At 63.9% G+C, this 17,927-nt stretch carries 20 protein-coding genes; 2 read left to right on the top strand and 18 right to left on the bottom strand.

Annotation, left to right across the window (positions count from 1 at the left end):
• Position 1: 1 nt before the first annotated feature.
• From BV95_RS00780 to BV95_RS00750, 7 genes are all read right to left on the bottom strand, one after another.
• Entirely contained in the window at positions 2-463 is a 462-nt protein-coding gene (locus BV95_RS00780; protein WP_013846894.1) for a hypothetical protein, read from the bottom strand.
• A gap of 11 nt (positions 464-474) precedes the next feature.
• Positions 475-1,122: a hypothetical protein gene (locus BV95_RS00775; protein WP_013846895.1), complete on the bottom strand. Its 648-nt coding sequence runs from the start codon at positions 1,120-1,122 to the stop codon at positions 475-477.
• 75 nt (positions 1,123-1,197) lie between these two features.
• Positions 1,198-1,995: a DUF5983 family protein gene (locus BV95_RS00770; RefSeq protein ID WP_234703075.1), complete on the bottom strand. Its 798-nt coding sequence runs from the start codon at positions 1,993-1,995 to the stop codon at positions 1,198-1,200.
• Between the two features lie 39 nt (positions 1,996-2,034).
• On the bottom strand, positions 2,035-2,844 hold the full coding sequence (locus BV95_RS00765; RefSeq protein ID WP_013846897.1) for a DNA methyltransferase family protein: 810 nt from the start codon (positions 2,842-2,844) through the stop codon (positions 2,035-2,037).
• A 166-nt stretch (positions 2,845-3,010) separates the two neighbouring features.
• Positions 3,011-4,258 (bottom strand): hypothetical protein, encoded by a 1,248-nt coding sequence (locus tag BV95_RS00760; RefSeq protein ID WP_013846898.1) that lies wholly within the window; start codon positions 4,256-4,258, stop codon positions 3,011-3,013.
• 187 nt (positions 4,259-4,445) lie between these two features.
• The gene (locus tag BV95_RS00755) at positions 4,446-4,751 is read right to left on the bottom strand and encodes a hypothetical protein (RefSeq protein WP_013846899.1); all 306 of its coding nucleotides are present in this window, start codon (positions 4,749-4,751) and stop codon (positions 4,446-4,448) included.
• On the bottom strand, positions 4,748-5,224 hold the full coding sequence (locus BV95_RS00750; RefSeq protein ID WP_013846900.1) for a hypothetical protein: 477 nt from the start codon (positions 5,222-5,224) through the stop codon (positions 4,748-4,750). Before BV95_RS00750 ends, BV95_RS00755 begins: the two co-directional genes overlap by 4 nt.
• A 226-nt stretch (positions 5,225-5,450) precedes the next feature.
• Here BV95_RS00750 and BV95_RS00745 point away from each other — a divergent pair, with 226 nt between their 5' ends.
• Both BV95_RS00745 and BV95_RS00740 read left to right on the top strand, forming a co-directional pair.
• Entirely contained in the window at positions 5,451-5,702 is a 252-nt protein-coding gene (locus BV95_RS00745; protein WP_013846901.1) for a type II toxin-antitoxin system ParD family antitoxin, read from the top strand.
• Entirely contained in the window at positions 5,692-5,988 is a 297-nt protein-coding gene (locus BV95_RS00740; protein WP_013846902.1) for a type II toxin-antitoxin system RelE/ParE family toxin, read from the top strand. The genes BV95_RS00745 and BV95_RS00740 overlap by 11 nt, the downstream gene beginning before the upstream one ends.
• 49 nt (positions 5,989-6,037) lie before the next feature.
• Here the strand turns inward: BV95_RS00740 and BV95_RS00735 are convergent, their stop codons facing one another.
• The 11 genes from BV95_RS00735 to BV95_RS00685 all read right to left on the bottom strand — a co-directional run bounded on the left by BV95_RS00735 (position 6,038) and on the right by BV95_RS00685 (position 17,894).
• Positions 6,038-11,200, bottom strand: a complete 5,163-nt coding sequence (locus tag BV95_RS00735; protein ID WP_013846903.1) for a lactate dehydrogenase — start codon at positions 11,198-11,200, stop codon at positions 6,038-6,040.
• A gap of 121 nt (positions 11,201-11,321) precedes the next feature.
• A complete protein-coding gene (locus BV95_RS00730) occupies positions 11,322-12,560 on the bottom strand; it encodes a hypothetical protein (protein ID WP_013846904.1) in 1,239 nt (412 codons plus the stop codon).
• Positions 12,561-12,581: 21 nt separating this feature from the next.
• A complete protein-coding gene (locus tag BV95_RS00725) occupies positions 12,582-13,061 on the bottom strand; it encodes a hypothetical protein (RefSeq protein ID WP_013846905.1) in 480 nt (159 codons plus the stop codon).
• A 60-nt stretch (positions 13,062-13,121) separates the two neighbouring features.
• On the bottom strand, positions 13,122-13,406 hold the full coding sequence (locus tag BV95_RS00720) for a hypothetical protein (protein WP_013846906.1): 285 nt from the start codon (positions 13,404-13,406) through the stop codon (positions 13,122-13,124).
• Complete coding sequence (locus tag BV95_RS00715; protein ID WP_013846907.1) at positions 13,403-13,678, bottom strand: hypothetical protein; 276 nt, start codon at positions 13,676-13,678, stop codon at positions 13,403-13,405. Before BV95_RS00715 ends, BV95_RS00720 begins: the two co-directional genes overlap by 4 nt.
• A gap of 112 nt (positions 13,679-13,790) precedes the next feature.
• Complete coding sequence (locus tag BV95_RS00710) at positions 13,791-14,549, bottom strand: PRTRC system ThiF family protein (protein WP_013846908.1); 759 nt, start codon at positions 14,547-14,549, stop codon at positions 13,791-13,793.
• Positions 14,539-15,198, bottom strand: a complete 660-nt coding sequence (locus BV95_RS00705) for a PRTRC system protein A (RefSeq protein ID WP_013846909.1) — start codon at positions 15,196-15,198, stop codon at positions 14,539-14,541. The genes BV95_RS00710 and BV95_RS00705 overlap by 11 nt, the downstream gene beginning before the upstream one ends.
• Entirely contained in the window at positions 15,195-16,025 is an 831-nt protein-coding gene (locus BV95_RS00700; RefSeq protein WP_013846910.1) for a PRTRC system protein B, read from the bottom strand. The genes BV95_RS00705 and BV95_RS00700 overlap by 4 nt, the downstream gene beginning before the upstream one ends.
• Before the next feature lie 8 nt (positions 16,026-16,033).
• The gene (locus BV95_RS00695) at positions 16,034-17,125 is read right to left on the bottom strand and encodes a hypothetical protein (protein WP_013846911.1); all 1,092 of its coding nucleotides are present in this window, start codon (positions 17,123-17,125) and stop codon (positions 16,034-16,036) included.
• A gap of 75 nt (positions 17,126-17,200) precedes the next feature.
• Positions 17,201-17,407: a PRTRC system protein C gene (locus BV95_RS00690; RefSeq protein WP_013846912.1), complete on the bottom strand. Its 207-nt coding sequence runs from the start codon at positions 17,405-17,407 to the stop codon at positions 17,201-17,203.
• Between the two features lie 49 nt (positions 17,408-17,456).
• Positions 17,457-17,894: a PRTRC system protein E gene (locus BV95_RS00685; protein WP_013846913.1), complete on the bottom strand. Its 438-nt coding sequence runs from the start codon at positions 17,892-17,894 to the stop codon at positions 17,457-17,459.
• Positions 17,895-17,927 lie beyond the last annotated feature (33 nt).

The following is a 17,927-nucleotide window of genomic DNA, read 5'->3' as shown; positions in this document are numbered from 1 at the left end:
ATCAGGCGGCGCAGCGGCCAGCGTCCTGACGAAGGCCGAGATCGAAGGCGGTGAGGTTGCCGTATTTCGGCTCGAGACGATCGAAAGCGGACGTCAGGTCGTCGATGTCGATCCAGGTGAAGGCGTCGCCGGGATCGGAGTCGAGCTGGAAGACGATGGGTGTGAAGGCCGCGGTCATCTCCGGGAAGCTGGCCTGGATGATCAAGGTTTCGATCCGGCGCCCGAGGGCGGCAATGCCGGAGGCGAACTCCGCTCGCTCGGCATGCGCCATCGTGAAATAGCGGTCGGGCGCCAGCAACGGTGCGATACGGACGCATGGGAGACGCCCGACATGTTGTGGCCCGGCAACCGTGCCGGTCAGTGCCCGGCGTTCGGCCGTGACCTTGTCGGCGGGGACCAGCGCGCGATAGGCATAGTGCGGCAGCGTCCCCGCGATGCGGGAACGGGTGACGATGATTTCCATGGTGACTGTCCTCAGGCGAAGAGCCGGGTCGCAGCGGCGTCCGGTTGGGGAAGATCGAGATCGCGGCGGATACGTTCAGCGAGCCTGGCAGGCTCGATCAGTTCCGCTACGGAAGCGAAATGGTTGCGGCCACCGACATAGTCCTTGGTCCCCGAGCAGGTGCGGAACATGACCTCGTAGCCCGGTCCCATGCAGCCCAGATCGAACTGGATATAGAGATGAGCGGCATGAATCGTAATTTCGCCCGAGCAGGCGATACCCGCCATGTTGGAACGCAACTCGAATTGCCCGCGTTCGAGACCGAGCGCCTTGGCGAGCCGCGTCATCGCCTTGCGGCCCTGTTTGTGAAAAATGGCCTTCGCGTCGCTGTCATAGTCGACGCCGCGTCGCGCCAGCGTCACCAGGATCGGCGTGCGTTCGACAGCGCCGACGGCTTCGACGCAAGCACGGCGCAACTCGGCCTGGGACGGACGGTTCTCGGTCGCAATGTTGCCGAGATGACGCGCCAGCAGCAGAACCGCCGGATCGCACTCCGCATCGACCTGGTTGCGATGGCACTCGTCGATTGCCTGGATCAGGACGTTCAGCCCTCCGGCAAGCGTGGTCAGCGCGGAAGGGTCGAGCGCCTGTTGAAAGCGAAACGCGGCGTCATAGGACATGAGGTTCTACTCCTGGGGCCTGGGCGCATCCACACGCCCGCCTCAATCTCTCCCCCCTCCCCCTCGATCAGACCGTCACCATTCGTAACAGGGGAGCCGATCGGTCGTGGAAGCATCACGGTCCAGGATCAGGTAGTTGCAGCCCAGTCCTCGCGCGAATGTCAGCGCATGGAAGAGATCAGCCGGTATTTCCGATTTATCCCCGAACGAGGACGGAGCCGTGGCTATGACCCAGCCATAATGGGTATCGGCTATGCTGACGGGACGGTGGCACGGATCGAGTGTAATCCATTCGTCGATCTTTTCCGTCGTCGGCCATGATATATGGCTGGAGGACAAGGCGATATAGTTCCCGATCTCGAGGCGTTCGGGATCATAGCCGAAGTCGGGATCGATCCATTCCATGCGGCTGGTCAGCTGGTCTTCGGGATGGAGGTTGAAATAGTCGCGTATCACCATGGCATCGTCGAGGGACCCCGGATCGCGGCTGTCGTTGATTTCGCCCCATTGTGAGCGGCAGAAGGTCGCGACCTGCACCTGCAGCCCTCGATAACTGACCGCGACGACATTGGTGGTTCCGTGGCCATGCCCGATCGTGGCGAGATAGACGGGAATGGACCAGGCCACGGGCGCCCGGTCGATCGATAAAATTGCGGTATCGAGGTCGGCGATGATCTCCGCAATGTCGGCGTCCCCTTCGGCATGGGAGGCCAGCGCAGCCCTGGCGCGCGCCAGCAAATCGAGGTGCATGGATCGCGGATGATCTTTCATCACAATCTCCTTCTTCATGGGTGATTGAATAATTGCGCGGAGATCGCGCCCGGTCGTGGTCGCGGGATCCGCAACGCCGGGGGACATCAGCGGCTTGGGCATGCCGATGGTCTTCTCGATTTCATTGTCGCAATGCCAGGCTCAGAAGAGGCTGAGCTGGCGTGGCGCGGCACGTTGTTCCGGGCGTTCCACTGTGGACGGCGGCAGAAGTATGTCCATCGGAACGGGATGATTCTCGATTGGACCGGTGGTTGCCATCAGCTCGGTATCGCGCCGTGCAAGTTTCGCCGACCATCCGCCCATGATGTGCGCTGGCGTATACCAGTAGCTGCGTATTTCGAGTGAAAGCGAGTTTCCGACGACCACCACGGCAGGAATGTGCAGGAGACTGAACTGGATATACGCCATGTGGGCGACCCGCGCGTCGATATCGACGGCGGTCACATGGAGGTGCCGCTGATAGTTGATGCCTTGCGCGCGCATGGTTTGTGCAAGGGCGATAACCGTTGCACCCGCGCCGCAGGCAGGTTCCATTGCGCGCACAAAACCTTTGCACGCTATCAGATCCTGGATCAGCTTCGGGCCCCCAAGCGTCGCCTCTGCCATCATTTGACATATGGGCCACGGCGTGAAGAATTGCCCCTTGTCGGCGCTCGATAGTTCAAGGTTGTTATACACCGTGCCGAGCGCATCGCGGGGTTCGGCCTCCAGCGCCATCATGATCTCCGCAAAGACCTGAGGAAAAAGCTCGACGATATCGCGCTCATACTGGCCGACGATATCGAGATAGCGCTTCTCGCGTGCTTCGCGGTTGCGCAGATCCATGCTGTTGGAGATGCTGATCGCACTCGCCTCCATGCAATCCGAAAACAGTCGGTGCAAATCATGGCAATAGGCGCAGGATCGCAACAGCCTGGTCACGTCTGCGACGTGGCGTTCGTGAGGAGTCATGATGATGTCCTGATTGACGGCCGCACGTCAGCGGCTCCAGGGGCCGGCAGACCCAGGTTCGCGAAGTGCATGGCGCACATCGAGAACGGGCAACGCGTTCGAGACGCACGCCACCATGCCAGACCGGGATGGCCGATATGGAACGGCGACGATGACGGTCGACCGATCAGGCGTCGATCAGGGTTTCGCACCGGCTTCGCGGCGACGAATGCACAGGCAACCGCGGCTCGAGGTGGTTCCGGACGAAACCGCTCGTGATCCCCAGCTCGCCGGATGCGACCCTGGCAAGCTGCTCCTCGAAACTGAGCTTGCGCATCGCGGCGGCTTCGCGTGCGGCCCTTGCCGCCTCGCGCCGGGTGTCCTGCCAATGCGCTTTCGCCTCGGCGAAGCCCATCGTGCCGAGGAGACGCCGGAACGCGTACATTTCCTGAGACGAGACCGGAGGCCAGGACGGATTGCGCACGGGCGTGCGGCGAACCCGGCCGGGCCGCCGGGGAGGCGGCAGGGCCTGACCCTCCGCGGCCAGTTCAGCGGCAAATGCATCGCGAAGATGATAGGCGGTCGAGGCGCCGATCACGAGTTCGCGCGCGGCTCGCTGGACGGGCATGCGATCGAGGAGCATCGCGCGCAGTAGCTCTTTCTGCTCATCGGTGACGAAGCGCGCGCTCTCGGCATGGACATGGCGGACCCCGGCGGCATCGCATCCGGGGAGCACTTCGCCCCTGCGGCGCAGGCGGCGGAAGAGCCGGGTCCTGATGCGTGTGCAGCTCGTCCGTGACACGCCGGTGTGCTCGGCGATCTTCTGGGTGCCAAGTCCCTGCAGGAAGAGTTGCTCGACCTGTTTGCGTTTCGCCGGCGACAGCCTGGCGCCGCTATAGGCCTGGCCGCCTCCGGGCGGTGGTAGCAGCGCCTTGCCGCGTGCAAGCAGTTCCCGATTATATCGGCGACGCTGCTCGGAAACGCAGGCCGCCGACACGCCGAGGCGCAACTGGATGTCGATGCCCTTGAGGCCCTTCTTCAGGGCATAGCGTAGGCGCTCGATACCTTCGACGGTCAGGCGACCATGCTGATCGCGCTCCGCGGGACGGTATCCACGCCGGACACACAGCGCCGTCGTAACCGCGTTGGAGGCGCTGGCCTCACAGACCCCGAAATGCTTGCCGATCGCGCTGAACGACCAGTTTTCGACCTCGCGCAGTCTGACGGCCTCATCGAGGGCTTCACCCTGAAGGCGCGATTTGGGCGCGGAGCTTCTATGGGCCGTCGTCAAGCCAAGCTTGTTGGCCTTGACCTGCAGGGCATGGACGCTGCGGCCTGGTAGCCGCGGCGCGATGCCATGTCCTTCGGCCGGATACCAGGCGCGCAGAATGGCGATTTCCTGCGCCGTCCATGGCGCGGATCTGGGAGTGGTCATGGGAAATGTCTCCGAAGAAGGGAGAGCCTGGTGGTCCGTGGTCCCTTCGGACACACTCGCCTGCTCCTCTCCCTGCTTCCCCCTCCACTCTTTATTGCCGTCCATGCCGTGGGCGACTTTCCTGGTTGTGTTCGCCGTCACCCTGATCGGTCAGCTCGTCGAGACGTCAGAAACAGGCTGATCCTCTTCAGCGAATCCAGGGCGCACGCAGGCGGCTGCCCTCGCGGAAGCGATCGGCGCCCAGGGTCGCAGCCAGGTCATCGCGGATGGCCGCGAAGGGCCGGACCACGTCGATCACGGTAGCTGGCTCCAGGATTTCGCCGTAGCGGGTTCCGATCCAGAGAAGGTCGCGATCATCATCGTCAACATCGTCGTCCTCCCGCTGGACGATCGCGAAATAGCTGTTCAGGGGCGCGTCCCATCCAATGGCGATGCTCAATGCGCCATGGGTGCTGGCCGCTTGCGCGAGCGGATCGAGTTCGTGCCGGCTCATGGTGCGTCCATTCCCTCATCCTCGGGTGGGCCGAGACGGTTTTGCATCGCCTGGCGAAACTGGCGCAGCATCTCGGCTTGCTCGGGGTATCGTTCCTCCCACTGGGCGCGAGGGATCAGGAAGCCGACATCGACCAGTTCGCGCCGGAGCGCCTCTGTCACGGTCTGCTTGACGGTTTCGGGAATGGCGAGGGGAAAGGACTGAAACTGGCACAACCAGGAGCAATCGTCGGGTTCCTGGTGCCGCCGGAAATGATCGGCGTCGAAGATGAGATCGGTCCGAACGACCGCATCATCCTTGACCGCGATCACGAATTGACCGCCGGCCGGGGTTCCGTTTCGCGCGGAGGCGATCATGCGTTCATGCCAGGTGTGCGCCGCGGCCAGCGCCACGCCATAGTGGGAGCCGTAGGCAGCGTGGAGGATCCAGCTGACGGGATGGCTGGCGGCACCGAAGTGGAAGGTGATTTCCATGCGGGTGACTCCTCGATTGGAGATGGGACAGAGGTTTGGCGAAGCGGGTTTTTCCGCGGCCAGTGTTCAACTATGCTGCGGGATCGTGGTGGGTTCGCCGGTGCGCTCATCCGCAGGCATACGGACAACGCTGAGAGATGCGCTTTGTCTATGATCGGCTCTCGTTGCCCGCCTGATTTTGACAATCTTTGCCAAATATGCCATATAGTCTCTTAGAGGTGTTCCCATGGCGACAATGAATGTTTCCCTCCCCGATGCGATGAAGGAATGGGTCGAAGGTCAGGCCGGGACAGGCAGATACAGCAATGCCAGCGATTATGTGCGCGACCTGATCCGTCGCGACCAGGAGCGGCGGGAGAAGATCGCAGCCATGCAGACCATGGTCGATGAGTCTCTCGCCTCCGGCATAAGTCCCAATTCCATCGATGACATGATGAAGGAAGCCCGGCGTCGCGCAGGCGTCGGTCATGGCCTATAGACTCACGCGTAACGCCGAAAAGGATCTCATCGGTATATATGTCGGCGGCGTCGGAGAATTAGGAGAAGCCGTCGCGGAAAAATATCAGGCCGGTTTGCATCGGGTTTTTGGATTTCTCTCCGACTTTCCCTATTCGGCAAGAGCGCGCGCGGAAATTTCACCACCGGTCCGGGCACATCCCTACAAGTCCCATATCGTCGTCTATATCATCGAAGGACAGGACATCCTGATCCTCGGCGTCCGTCATGGACGGGAAGACTGGCAGGCATCCGACCAGCTTTCCTGAAATTGCGTTCACGCCTGTGGAACAGGTCTCGCTCTATGACTGGTGCCGGTCAGGCCGCTTGCGGAACCTCAGCGCCTTCGTTGCTCGAAGGCGGTGCCAGGATTGCGTCCTCATCGTTCCCCGGCTCGAACTCCCCTTTGGTCGTCGCCAGGTCAGCCTCCAGTTCCGCGAGTTCCCGCAACTTGTCCTCGAGCAAGGCGGCGTCGGGAAACTCCTGGTCGAGACGCGCCTCGAAGGCCGGAAGGCGCCGCTCGTTCGCTTCGAGATCGGCCTGCACGGCGGCAAGTTCGGCGTCGAGATTGAGAATGGAGGATTCGAGCCGGCCCAGCGCCGTGGTCCATCGCGTCTTGTCGGATACTTCGAACGCGTTACGCTCGCCGTGGTGGAGTGCCGCGACAGACGTGCGGATGCCGCGCTCGCCATCGTCGTCCACGGCCTCATAGCCTGAAAGTTCCACATCGATGCCGTTGACGGTGCCGAGCAACTGCCGGGCCTGGCCGCCGTGCAGTCGCAATTCGAAGGCCTGCCTCAGAATGCGTTCGCCGGCGGCCTTGCGGTCGGTGACCATGGTGCCGCCGCAATCGAACAGGACCTCGTCGTGACGCGGAAGAACCCGGCGTGCGATATCGGCCTCCAGCTTCGCGATCAGGTTGGCGCCGTCGATGATGGCGTCCGCGGTTCGCTTGATGGTCCTGCGGATATTATACTGGTCGTCGATATGCGCGTCGCGCAGGCGTTCGAGCCTTGCGACCTCGGCATCGAGCCCAGCCTTGCGCATCAGGCGATCGTCGCCGGACGCCAGCGCCTTTGCGAGCGCGAACTGATTGACGTTGGAGCCGACATCCTCGATCCGGCGAATGGAGCGATCGCCCGACATCGCCATGTTGATGAAGCGGGCTTTTCTTTCGAGCATCTGCCAGTTGGTCGCGTCCATCGAGCCACTGGTCGCATAGCCGTATAGCTCGATTTCGTCGTTCTGGTTCCCCTGGCGCTCGATCCGGCCTTCGCGCTGCTCGATATCAGAGGGTATCCAGGGAACGTCGAGGTGATGCAGGGCTTTGAGGCGCTGCTGCGCGTTGACGCCCGTTCCCATGGTGGGCGTGGAGCCGATGAGAATGCGCTTGCGCCCCTGATTGAGGTCGTTGAACAGGCGCTGCTTGGCGCTGTTCTTCTTATAATGCTGCATGAAGGCGATCTGATCGGCCGGTATGCCCATCTCGATCAGCTGCTCGCGGATCCAGACATAGGCGGAGAAGCCGCGTGTCTCGATGGCGTTCTCGGTGCCGAGATCGGAGAAGATCATCTGCACGGCGCCGGGCAGCGGATAAGGTCGCCCGGTTTCCGGGTCGGTGTAACGATTGTCGGCCGTATCGCGCCAGATACGATGGACGTTCTCGATCAGGAGATTGAGCTTGTTGCCCTCCTCGTTCCCCATCATGGGGTCCACGAAGCGGAGATCGATCGCCGAATGCCGCCCGTCGGTGATCACCGAAAGCAGGATATCGTCGCCCTTCTGGGGTCGCCCGCTGCGGTTCTCGATCGCCTTGATGCGTCCGGCCAGCACCTTCTGATAGGCCTTGAAGGGCGCCCCGGACTGGGCGACGATGATCTTGCGCTTGCCACCCTTGATGGTGGGCAGCCGGACATATTGGCGCAAATCGTCCTTGAGTACGACATCGGCAACGCTGCGGTACATCGCCATCAGGTCGGCGACGTTGACGAATTCGCAGAAGCGCGTGACCGGCTTGTAGCTGCCGCTCGGCTGAAGTTCGAGTTCGGTGCGCGTGTCGCCGAAGTTCGCGGCCCAGGCGTCGAACTCGTGCAAGCCCTTGGCGTGCAGTTCGTCGGGCTGCATGAACCGCTGCAGCGTATACATCTCGCCGAGCGTGTTGGTGATGGGCGTGCCCGACGACAGGATCAGTTCGCGCCCGGGATTGATGTCGGCAAGGTATCGGCCCTTGACGAACAGATCCCATGCCCGCTGCGAGCCGGCGGGATCGACGCCCTTGAGGTCGCCCAGATTGGTCGCGAAAGTGAGTTTGCGGAACTGCTGGGCCTCGTCGACCAGAATCTGGTCGATGCCGATCTCGCCGATATGAACGAGGTCATCCTTGCGGGCCTGCAGGTTCTCTAGCCGCCGCTGGAGTCCTTCCTTCAGGCGCTCGACCCGCTTGCGCGAGACGCGATCGTCGCTCTGAATGCCCGTGATCAGCACCTCGTAGCTGGCGAGCTGGTCTTCGATCAGCTGCTTTTCGAAGGCTGCCGGGGTGGGGATGAACTTGAACGCATCATGGGTGATGATGATCGCGTCCCAGTTGCCGGTCGCCGCGCGGGCCAGGAACCGCCGCCGCTTCTCCTTGATGAAGTTGGTGTCGTCGGCGACAAGGATGCGCGCCGTGGGATAGAGCATCAGAAACTCGCGCGCGATCTGCGCGAGACAATGATTGGGCACCGCGATCATCGGCTTGTTGGCAAGGCCGAGACGGCGCTGCTCCATCACGGCGGCGCACAGGCTGAAGGTTTTGCCCGCGCCGACGCTATGAGCTACATAGGTCGAGCCCGCGGCGACGATCCGCCAGACAACGCGCTTCTGATGGTCGCGCATCTGGATGGTGGTCGACGCGCCCGGAAGCGTCAGATGCCTGCCGTTGAACGTCCGGGGAACGAGGTTGTTGTAGGCGTCGTTGTAGATGCGGACCAGGCGATCGGCGCGTTCGCTGTCTTGCCAGACCCAGGTCTCGAAGGTCGACTTGATGCCTGCAAGCTTTTCCTTGGCGGCTTCGGTGTCGGTGACGTTGAGCTCGCGGCGCTCCGAACCGTCAGCTTCGCGGTGAACATCGTAGATCTTGGGGATATGGGAATTGAGGGCATCTTCGAGCAGGTCCGCGGCGCCGCGGCGCGCCGTGCCCCAGGTCGAGGTGGAACTGACATGTCCGGCGAATGGGAGCTTGTCGACGGTCCAACTCGCAATATCGACGGTATGATAGATGGTGGTCTCGACCTCCATGATCTCCGCGACGAAGGTTTCGATGACCCTGGTAGGAATCCAGGGCGCGCCGAGACGCGCGGTGATCTCGCTGGGTTTGAGGTCGACCGGCTGGACCGCTTCGAGCGCGGTGGCGACGGCATGGAAGCGCGGATCGGCTTCGGCATTCTCGCGGGCAAGAGCGAGCTTGGTCCGCACCGGTCCTGACAGGGCTTCGTCCGCCGTAACCCAGTTGTCGAAATGGGGCGTGGTGCGGACGGGGTCGAGATAGACGTCGTCGGCGAGATCCGCGAGGGCCTCGGCCTCGGTGACGCCGAGCAGGCCGGCGATCAGCGGGAGATCGACGCGGCCGCGCTCGTGGAGCGACACCGCCAGCGCATCCTGCGCCGAGTGGATTTCATGGGCGACTGGCGGTTTGACGACACGTTCGGTGAAGATCGCGCCCGGCGTGCCGGTATCGCTCGCCTCGTCATAGGCCTCGATCGACGCGACCAGCCAGACGTCGGGATCGTCAAGGAAAGGCTGGAGGTTCGGGCGGCGCTGATATTCCTTCTCGGCGCCGGTGTCGGGATCGGCGCGGATGCTGGTGATGGTCCGGTTGATCGGGCCGTATTTCTTCGTGAACTGCCGATAGTGCGCGAGCAGCTTCTCCTGGGACGCCGCATAGGGCTGGTCGTTCAGCTGCGCCCGCAGGATCGCGCGAACCGCATCGCGGATCGGGATCAGCGCCTTGATGATACTGGCGTGCCTGGCGAACAGGCCCGTGGTGCCTCGCCCTGATTTGACATCGACGACGGTCGGCATGCCGTCGACGATCTGGTGCAGAACGCCGCCCGATACGAGATAGCTGCCTTCCTTGAACTCGGCCTCATCCGCCGCCGTACCGATCTCAAGGTCGAGCGAGACGTCGACCCGGTCACGCAGCGACGTCGTGCGATGGATGGGGCGGCAGGTGCCTTCGTATCGGGATGCGATTCCCGACAGGGTAGCGATGAGAGCCTGCCCAAGGTCGATGCCCGGCTCGGCGGCGCAGTGATAGTCCATGCCGAACTGGCCGCTTTTCCATTCATGGCGCCCAAGGACATGACCAGGATTGTCGAGGAAATAGCGGTTGATCCGCAGCGGTCCCTCGCCCTCGTCGCTATCGGGAATATCGGCCAGATCGATCCACTTGTGTCCGGCGCCGAGGTTGTCTGGCTCGCGCTTGCGGAAGAGTAGGATATCGACGACGACATCGGTGCCCGCTTCCTGCCGCATGACCCGGCCGGGAAGACGCACCGCGCCGAGGAAATCGGCGATGGTATCAATATGACTGCGGGCCTTGGGGTCGCTCTTGTCGAGCGAATAGCGCGAGGTCACGAACAGGGCGACGCCGCCGGGGCGAAGATGCTCCAGCGATTTCGCGATGAAGAAATCGTGGAGCGACAGGCCAAGCCGGCCGAGGCTGGTCTTGTTCTGGATGCTGAGGTTCGAGAACGGGGGATTGCCGATGGCGAGGTCGAAGTCGCGCGGCAGCGAAGCCTTGTCGAAATCGATGCAGCGGATGATCTGCCCCGGATAGAGCGCGCTCGCGACGCGGGCGGTGACGGGATCGTTCTCGATGCCGACGAACATCGTGTCGCTCGCCAGCCAGTCGGGCCGCAGCCCCATGAACAGGCCGCTGCCGCATCCGGGTTCCAGAACCTGGCCGCCGGTGAAGCCGAGGATGCGGGCGGCATCCCACATGGCGCGGACAATATATTCGGGCGTGTAATGGGCGTATTGCGTCGCCCGCTTGAGCGACTGGAGTTCGGCATCGGTCGTCTCCGCGGCAAGGCCCTGCCCCAGTTCCTCCCAGCCATCGCGGAATGTGCCCGCGCGATCGGCGAAGATATTGTTCGCAAGCTCGGAGGCGCCGAAGCCGATGAACTTCGCGATGGCTTCCTGCTCGGCCGGCGTCGCCCCTCGTTGTTCGCGGTCCAAGAGGTTCAGCAGCCGGATCGCCTCGATATTGTCCTGCGCGCGGCCCTTCCATGACGACGCCAGCACCCGACCGGCGGCGAAGGAGAAATCGATGGGTTCGGCCGGAGGCGGATCGGCAAGCACCTCCGCCGGTGCCAGCGAGAAGAGCGTGGGCTCGCAAAGCTGGGAGACGATCGCTGCATCGGGCGCTGGATCGGGCGGTCTGGCGGGCTGGTCGAAGTCGAGGCATAGCTGGAGAGCCAGCGCGGATGCACTGTTTCGCATGGAATGCTTCCTTTTTTGGTGGGTTCGCGGGCGCAGCGCGGCGGCCCACAAGCGTGTCGGGCTGGTCGGGGATCAGGGCGTGATGGGAAGCCCCGGGTCGGGCGTCGTTTCAGGCGTCAGGTCAGCCGAGACGAAGCGACGCGGCATATTGGCGCAGCAGATCGGCTATCGCGGTCCGGGCATGCGCCTTGTTGCCGATCACGATCTCGGGCTGGAGTTCGCGGCCGAGCGGCGTGCGGTATCCGAGCGCCAACCTGCCGCTCATGTCCTCGACGATGATCCGGTGGCCGCGGGGCCGCGCCGGACCGGCATAGCGCGCGGTGAAATCCCCGAGGCGGCCCGACAGCCCGGCGGCCATCTTGCTCCAGCGGATATGGCCACCGGCAAATTGATCGCCGGGCGCTCGGCCTCGTGCGAGCCAGAGGCGGAACTGGGCTCGCTGTTGCAGCGCCGAATTGCGCGTGCGCTCCATTGTTCGGGTGAGCGGGAGGATATCGGCGTCCGCATCGAGCCGTTCGAGTTCAGTGGGGTCCACGACGACGAGAATATCGGAATAGTCGCCTTGGCGCAGAGTCTGGCGCGTCACCGTCGCGTCGGCAGGCGTAGGCCCGGACGAGAGCGAAAAGGGGCGGAGCCCGGTTTCGGCGCTAACGGCATAAAGCGCGATAGCTTCGTGTCCGGGTCGTTCGCGTAGCATGGCCAGGATGCCGATTGTGCCCGTCGCGAGTTCAGTCGCGCCGAGCAGAAGGACGCGGCGATGCCAGGATGCCGGTGCCGGGACGTCGGTGGGGTGCGACCACTCGCTGGGGAGCGGCCGTCCCGGCTGCGCATTCTCGGTGCGATTGGGCTCGGAGGGTGTGGCAGCGAAAGCTCGACGGGCGACGTCGAAAATGTCGTCTGGTTGGCCGCCGCCATCCAGAAATCCGTGGCGGTAGGCAGGTCGTCGGACATCGGGATCCCCCGGTCGTGGCGGCGACGGCGGCCTGGATTCCCATCCCGCCCGGGCAGCGTAGAGTCCGTCGGCGTAGGCGACGGCAGCATCCCAGCCATAGCCATGGACGTCACGGCCGTGGAGGATCGCGGGGTTTCGGCTGTCGGTGCTGCCCTGGGCGATCTGGCGCTCGATGCAGGCAAAGTTCGCGGCCACGCGCTGGCGCTCGGTTTCCTGGGCGATCGCTTCGTTGAGGGGACGAAGCGCCTGAACCCGCTCGCGGGAACGCGCCATGCGGGCGTCGAGGGGCGCATCGTTCGGCAGGTCGGGGAAACGGCGCCAGGCATCGGCCAACGCATGGGCGTGATGAGCCGGACGGCCGCGCGCCATCCAGCATCCCGCATCGGCGGGATCGAAACTGTCGGTCATGACGATCTCCGGCCTGGAATGTCAGCGGCTGGCGAGAAGCAGGTCGAGCGCGCGCGCGAACACCGCGTCGCCGGCGTCGTTGACGATGACCGCGGCGGGATTGGTGGCGCACACGGCGCGGGCGACGATCGCGAGCGGCCGCTTGCGCAGCGGATATTGCAGGATTTGATCGTTTTCGATCGTGACGATGTTGGTGCGTAAAAGGCGCTTTAGGCGCCGGGACTCGAGTTCGCGCGCGAGAAGGTCGGCTACCTCGATCTCGAGATCATGGTCGCAGCCGAGATTTTCATCCAGGGTGCGCACCGGCCGGTTGGCCTTGAGCCAGGCATCGACCTCGGCCACGGTCCACCGGCCAACCTGGTGATAGAAGTCCGCTCCGCCCGTTCCCTGGTTTCGGGCATGAAAGGCGAGTTCGCCTTCGATCCAGACTTCCGCCGAGAAAGCCGCGGTTTCCTGCGATAGCGCGGCGCTGTAGGAGATACGCCGTAGTTCGATTTGCATGGGGATTCTCCAGACTGCTCCATCATGCGGAGCACCCTCCCCTGTTCCCTCTCCCCCTTTCTAGGCGCAGCCCGGACTGTCGCCCGCGCCGCAAGGCCGGTATTCGGCATCGTAAGAGCAGCTGTTCTCGAATTCGGGATCGTCGGTTTCATCGACCAGATAGCCGGTGACCTCTTCAGCCGGCTCCGCCTCCAGCACACCAGCGGCGTTCGGAAGGAGACGAACGGGGAATATCCCGCGTCCGACGATCGCGTCAGCCTGCCGCATGGCGTCCGCATGATCATCGGCGGTCACCGCGACCTTGACTCTGATCGTCGTATAGACATGGACATGAAACCCTCTCATGCCGGGAGCTCCGACCAGCCACCGGCGTCGCTGATCCAAACCATTCCGAGCGCCCGGAGCGGCATTTCCATGCAATCACTGGTCTCAGCGAGGGGATCGCGCACGAACACGCTGCCGCGGTCGTTGGCACGCTGCGGGGCGCGTCCGCCGAGCACCATCAAATCGTTGGCCCCACCCGGCATGGGGACGATATCCCCCGGCCTGACCTTGGCGGCCAGCACCCGGCCAATGGTATAATGAAGGGTCCAGCCCCTCTGGGAAAGTGACGCCATGTTTGGTCTCCTTGTGTGAATTTGCGAAGGCGCGATTCTCCCGCCGCTCCGCCGGACTGGCGTGCGGTTCCGGCCGGTGCAGGCCGACTGACACGGGGTGATGCGGGTAGGTTCAGTCGCCGCGCGGCAACGGGATCGGGACGGCCTGACCGCTGGCGAGGTTGAGGAATGCGCCGGCGTGACCGATGGAGCCGCGTCCGAGAAGGTCGAACAACAACGCCAGGGCATGGCTCGCAACGACGCGGTTGACGAACAGCGACTGGCGTTCAAGCGCTTCGGCGACCGAGCAGGAAGGGGCATCGTCGTCGGGCAGGTTTTCGTCGGCGAGTTCGGGGAAATATTCGAGCACGGTCGGCAGGCGATGGCGGTGCTTGTTGGAACGGTGCTCCGGGGAGCCTATGAGGTATTGCCCGTCGCTCGCGCGATTGCCGAGATCCATCCAATAGGCGGGAACGGTCCCGCATTCGGCGAGCGCGGCACCGATCGCGCGGCGGGCCGATGCCGTGTCGACACAGGTGATGACGATGTCGGCGCCATCCATACTAATGGCTTCAGGGGCGCGGCCGTGCACTGCCTGCCAGGCCAGGCCGTGTGCGAGGTTGATCCGTTCGGTGAGCGTGCGGGCCTTGGAACTGCCGACGTCGCCCCGGTAATATGGCTGCCTGCCGAGATTGGCTTCGGTCACGATGTCGTCGTCAATCACGGCGACATGCAGCGATCGCGAGGAGATCGCGCGCAGCGCGGTGTCGAGCGAGGCGAGTCCCATCAGCATCTGCCCGCCGTTTCCGCCGCAACCGACCAGCAGGATGTTGATCGTGCGATTATCGAACCCGGCGGGCAGATAATGACGATCCGTGAGGTCAGTCGGCATGACGGTCTCCTGAAAACGGGCTCCGTGGTAACGGCAGGAACATGCCGTCGGCGCAAAGGCGCGCGAGCATCACCGGGCCGCCGGGGTCACCGAGCCAGCCGACGACGATCGCGATCTTCGTCGCATGGGCGTCATCGGCATCGTCGGTGGTGCTGAAGAAGGCGGGACCGACCCCGTGGCTGTGAAAATCGCAGAGGACATGCCAATCGGGCTGCGGGACCGGCGTGCGGTAGACGAGGCGCGAGGGCGTGGCTTCGTCGATGACCGGAAACTCCACTGCGAATTCCCGGGTCGCTTCGTTCCAGAGAACAAACGCCGCGGCTTCATTGGGCAAGGCTGCGCGAAAATGATCGAGAATATGATCGAGATGCTCGCGTGGAATGAGCCCGCAGCGCAGTTCGGCGCGGCAGGCGCCCGTGCTGCCATAGGGCACGTGGAGGGAAAGCGGCGTCGTGATCGGGAAATCGAGTTCCAGCCAGGGCCGGCGCAGGACGAGCATGACGCCGTCTATCCCGATCGCAAGGCCGCGCCCGGCGCGGGCAGCGCGCAGCGCGTCGAGGGCCGGCGATCGCCCCTGCGGCGGAACCGGATAACAGGGCACGGCGGCAAGGACCGCGGCCGCAGTGGGATCGTCAGCAAGCACGGTCATTGGTTCGCCCCTCTCGCAATGAGCTTTCCGAGAGTCATCGGATCGGTCCGGGTTGCTCGCCGGGAGGCCTGTCGTGTCCGACCGGGATCGAATGGCCTGAGACGCCTGACCGGAAAGCGCTTCGCCTTGCGCGCGGCGAGGTCGTCCCAGAGCCGAACCAGACCACCTTTGCCGGTGATGGTCAGTTCCTGTCCGGGATTGGGGTGGGTGGACCAGCTATCGAACACCCCGCGCTCGAATTCCGGGATGGAGGCTGTCGTCAGCGTTTTTGGCTTCGGAATGTTGCCCCAGCAAAGTTGCCCGTCGAGATAGACATTGAGCACCGGCGAGTGCAGCACCGGGGTATCGATGCCGGGGCGTTCGTTTGCCGGCAAGGCGTAAACGCCGAACCCCGATCGGGTCGCGATGAACAGATGCGGCGGATACGGGACCGGCATAGTGGTTCGCGCGGCGAGCACCTGCAGGCCGGCGGGCGGATCCGTGAGAGCGAAATAGGCCGGGCGAACCTGGGTCGGGATCCACCATGCGAGCATGTCGGGATGAGCGACCAGCACATTGTCAGGCAGGAATTCGGGAAGAGCGGTCCGGCCCAGGGCCTCGGTCCATTGACGCAGATGCGCGCGCGACAGCGATGTGCCCGCGCCGATGATCGGCTTTCCCTCATCGTCATGCTCGATCGCATGGATGCTGGCGAATGCGGCGGCGCCCGCGCGAGCGGTGGCATAGGGACTGGCGTTGCGGATCGGCTGGCTGCGGTAAAGGAGAATGGCGTTGGTCAGCGCGAGGCCGCCGGCGGTCGCTTCGAACTGGGTGCGGTGGTCGGACATAAGGAACCTCAAAGGTTGGCTGGATCGAGCTGGATCAGGTCCTGCGCGGCGAGCAGGAACCGCGCGCCGACACGCAAGGACGCGAACCAGTCGTCGATCGGGACTGAATCTGGCAAAGGGCAGAAGCCGGCGATGTCCATGAAGCCGTATTCCATCCCGTGGCGTCCGACGTCATCGACCTCGCGTGCGAACTGCTCGACCGGAACGAGCGTCAGCGGGGGCAATGTCGAGCATTCCTCGATGCCGGGGAGATACTCTTGGGCAATCTCGATATCGAATTGCCAGGCGCTGCGCTCCGGTCGGAGTTTCCCGAGAGCGGCGTACGCCTTGCGGAGTTCCTCCAGTTTCCGGTGTAAGCCGTTCGGAAGTTCCGCCGATGCCCCCGCGTTTGCCGCGATCATCCAATCGGGTCGGCGAGACTCCATGTTGGATGGCAGAGTGAGTTCCTCGATATCGTCAGGATCCATGCCCTGATATTCGACGATCCACTGCCGCGCGGTTTCATCATCGGTCGCGCCGTCCCAATAGTACATAGAGATTTCATCGAAGAGGTCCTGGTAGCCGAAGATCGGAAGGGCGCGGCCCAGCATATCGTCGAGGGCCTTGTAGGCTGCGGCGCGCCAGGGAATGGGCGCATCGCTGTCTTCGATCCATCCGAGGTCGAGTTGCCCCATGCTGTCGCAGATCACCGCGATAGCCGGCGGATAACCTTCGTTCCCGTGAAGAACCGCGACCCTGAAGTCCGCGAATTCGACGGAGCCCAGAATGTCGAGCACCGCCTTGTCGAACAGTCGTTCGATGCGCTGGCGCGCCTGGTCGCGAGTATAGCGTTTAGCCGTCGTTTCCCGAGACGTGGCCCAGCGGCCTATCAGCTTGTGATGGGACGCCAGTGGAGCATCGAAGAGGGCGGGAATGTCGCCGGACAGTGCAACGGCCCGCCCCGCGAGGTCAGCCGAGGGGTGGAAGGCGCAGGCCCGGTGGCGGCGGGAGCGGCCTGGGAGCCTTGCTCCCGCCGTCCCCGGACGCGAGAAGGATGCACGCGTGGAGCGCCTGGGTTTGCTCGCTGCAGATTGGCTGGGTGAATTCGGATGTGTCGCCATTGCCGGGCTCGATCCATTCGATGAGCGTTTTACGAACTGCGGACGGGATCGCCGCGCTGCTGCCGCGCGCCACGGTCAGCCCTTGGTGCCGACGGCGCGCCGGTATTCGGTGACGTGAGCGCCGCCCGACACGCCGGCGTCGACCATCTCGGCGTTGAGAACCGCGGGGTAGAGCGTGGCATGGTAGGCACGCAGACCGTCGGGATCGTTGGCGAGATGCGGCGGAACCGGAAGGTCGATGCCGTCATAGCGGTACGCGCGGGTGAGATGGTTGATCTGCATGAGGTAAAACTCCCGGCTTGGGTCGTGGCGAGATTTGAGCGGAGTCCGGTCAGAACAAGGTGGCGGGTTGGTCCGGTTTGGCGTCGACCGGCGGGGTGACCGCGTGCTGGAGCTTCGGAGGACTCACAGGCACCGTCGTCTTTGCTGTCGCGGCCTTCGTGGCGGCCTTGGCCTTCGCGGCCTCCGCTGCGGCGATCCTTGCGTCCTCGGCCGCCTGGCGCTGATCGGCGATCTGGTCGGCAAGGGTCTTGCGCGTAGCGATGAGCTGGCCGAGTGCGCCGTCCGATCCACGGCCAAGTTCCGCATCGATCTCCACGGCGGTTGCGGTGATCGAGATCGGGCGGGTCTCGCCGGATTCGAGACCGTGCTTCGCGCCTTCCGCCTTGCGGGGAATGACGGTCAGCGTGACGGTATCGTCGGGGCCGGCGACAAGATCGAAACCGAGCGAATAGTTGGCGAGAAGCGGCAGCAGGTTGGCAATCAACATGGGCGTTGGTCCTTGTCTGGAAGGGTGAGGGTG

Source organism: Sphingobium chlorophenolicum, from assembly GCF_000722875.1.
GTDB classification, from domain to species: domain Bacteria; phylum Pseudomonadota; class Alphaproteobacteria; order Sphingomonadales; family Sphingomonadaceae; genus Sphingobium; species Sphingobium chlorophenolicum.
This window is presented reverse-complemented; position numbering and strand designations above follow the sequence as displayed.

Bases quoted from the DNA above. Each gene is read 5' to 3' on its own strand.
- BV95_RS00780 (WP_013846894.1), bottom strand. From the start codon at position 463: ATGGAAATCATCGTCACCCGTTCCCGCATCGCGGGGACGCTGCCGCAC.
- BV95_RS00775 (WP_013846895.1), bottom strand. From the start codon at position 1,122: ATGTCCTATGACGCCGCGTTTCGCTTTCAACAGGCGCTCGACCCTTCC.
- BV95_RS00770 (WP_234703075.1), bottom strand. From the start codon at position 1,995: ATGCCCAAGCCGCTGATGTCCCCCGGCGTTGCGGATCCCGCGACCACG.
- BV95_RS00765 (WP_013846897.1), bottom strand. From the start codon at position 2,844: ATGACTCCTCACGAACGCCACGTCGCAGACGTGACCAGGCTGTTGCGA.
- BV95_RS00760 (WP_013846898.1), bottom strand. From the start codon at position 4,258: ATGACCACTCCCAGATCCGCGCCATGGACGGCGCAGGAAATCGCCATT.
- BV95_RS00755 (WP_013846899.1), bottom strand. From the start codon at position 4,751: ATGAGCCGGCACGAACTCGATCCGCTCGCGCAAGCGGCCAGCACCCAT.
- BV95_RS00750 (WP_013846900.1), bottom strand. From the start codon at position 5,224: ATGGAAATCACCTTCCACTTCGGTGCCGCCAGCCATCCCGTCAGCTGG.
- BV95_RS00745 (WP_013846901.1), top strand. From the start codon at position 5,451: ATGGCGACAATGAATGTTTCCCTCCCCGATGCGATGAAGGAATGGGTC.
- BV95_RS00740 (WP_013846902.1), top strand. From the start codon at position 5,692: ATGGCCTATAGACTCACGCGTAACGCCGAAAAGGATCTCATCGGTATA.
- BV95_RS00735 (WP_013846903.1), bottom strand. From the start codon at position 11,200: ATGCGAAACAGTGCATCCGCGCTGGCTCTCCAGCTATGCCTCGACTTC.
- BV95_RS00730 (WP_013846904.1), bottom strand. From the start codon at position 12,560: ATGACCGACAGTTTCGATCCCGCCGATGCGGGATGCTGGATGGCGCGC.
- BV95_RS00725 (WP_013846905.1), bottom strand. From the start codon at position 13,061: ATGCAAATCGAACTACGGCGTATCTCCTACAGCGCCGCGCTATCGCAG.
- BV95_RS00720 (WP_013846906.1), bottom strand. From the start codon at position 13,406: ATGAGAGGGTTTCATGTCCATGTCTATACGACGATCAGAGTCAAGGTC.
- BV95_RS00715 (WP_013846907.1), bottom strand. From the start codon at position 13,678: ATGGCGTCACTTTCCCAGAGGGGCTGGACCCTTCATTATACCATTGGC.
- BV95_RS00710 (WP_013846908.1), bottom strand. From the start codon at position 14,549: ATGCCGACTGACCTCACGGATCGTCATTATCTGCCCGCCGGGTTCGAT.
- BV95_RS00705 (WP_013846909.1), bottom strand. From the start codon at position 15,198: ATGACCGTGCTTGCTGACGATCCCACTGCGGCCGCGGTCCTTGCCGCC.
- BV95_RS00700 (WP_013846910.1), bottom strand. From the start codon at position 16,025: ATGTCCGACCACCGCACCCAGTTCGAAGCGACCGCCGGCGGCCTCGCG.
- BV95_RS00695 (WP_013846911.1), bottom strand. From the start codon at position 17,125: ATGGCGACACATCCGAATTCACCCAGCCAATCTGCAGCGAGCAAACCC.
- BV95_RS00690 (WP_013846912.1), bottom strand. From the start codon at position 17,407: ATGCAGATCAACCATCTCACCCGCGCGTACCGCTATGACGGCATCGAC.
- BV95_RS00685 (WP_013846913.1), bottom strand. From the start codon at position 17,894: ATGTTGATTGCCAACCTGCTGCCGCTTCTCGCCAACTATTCGCTCGGT.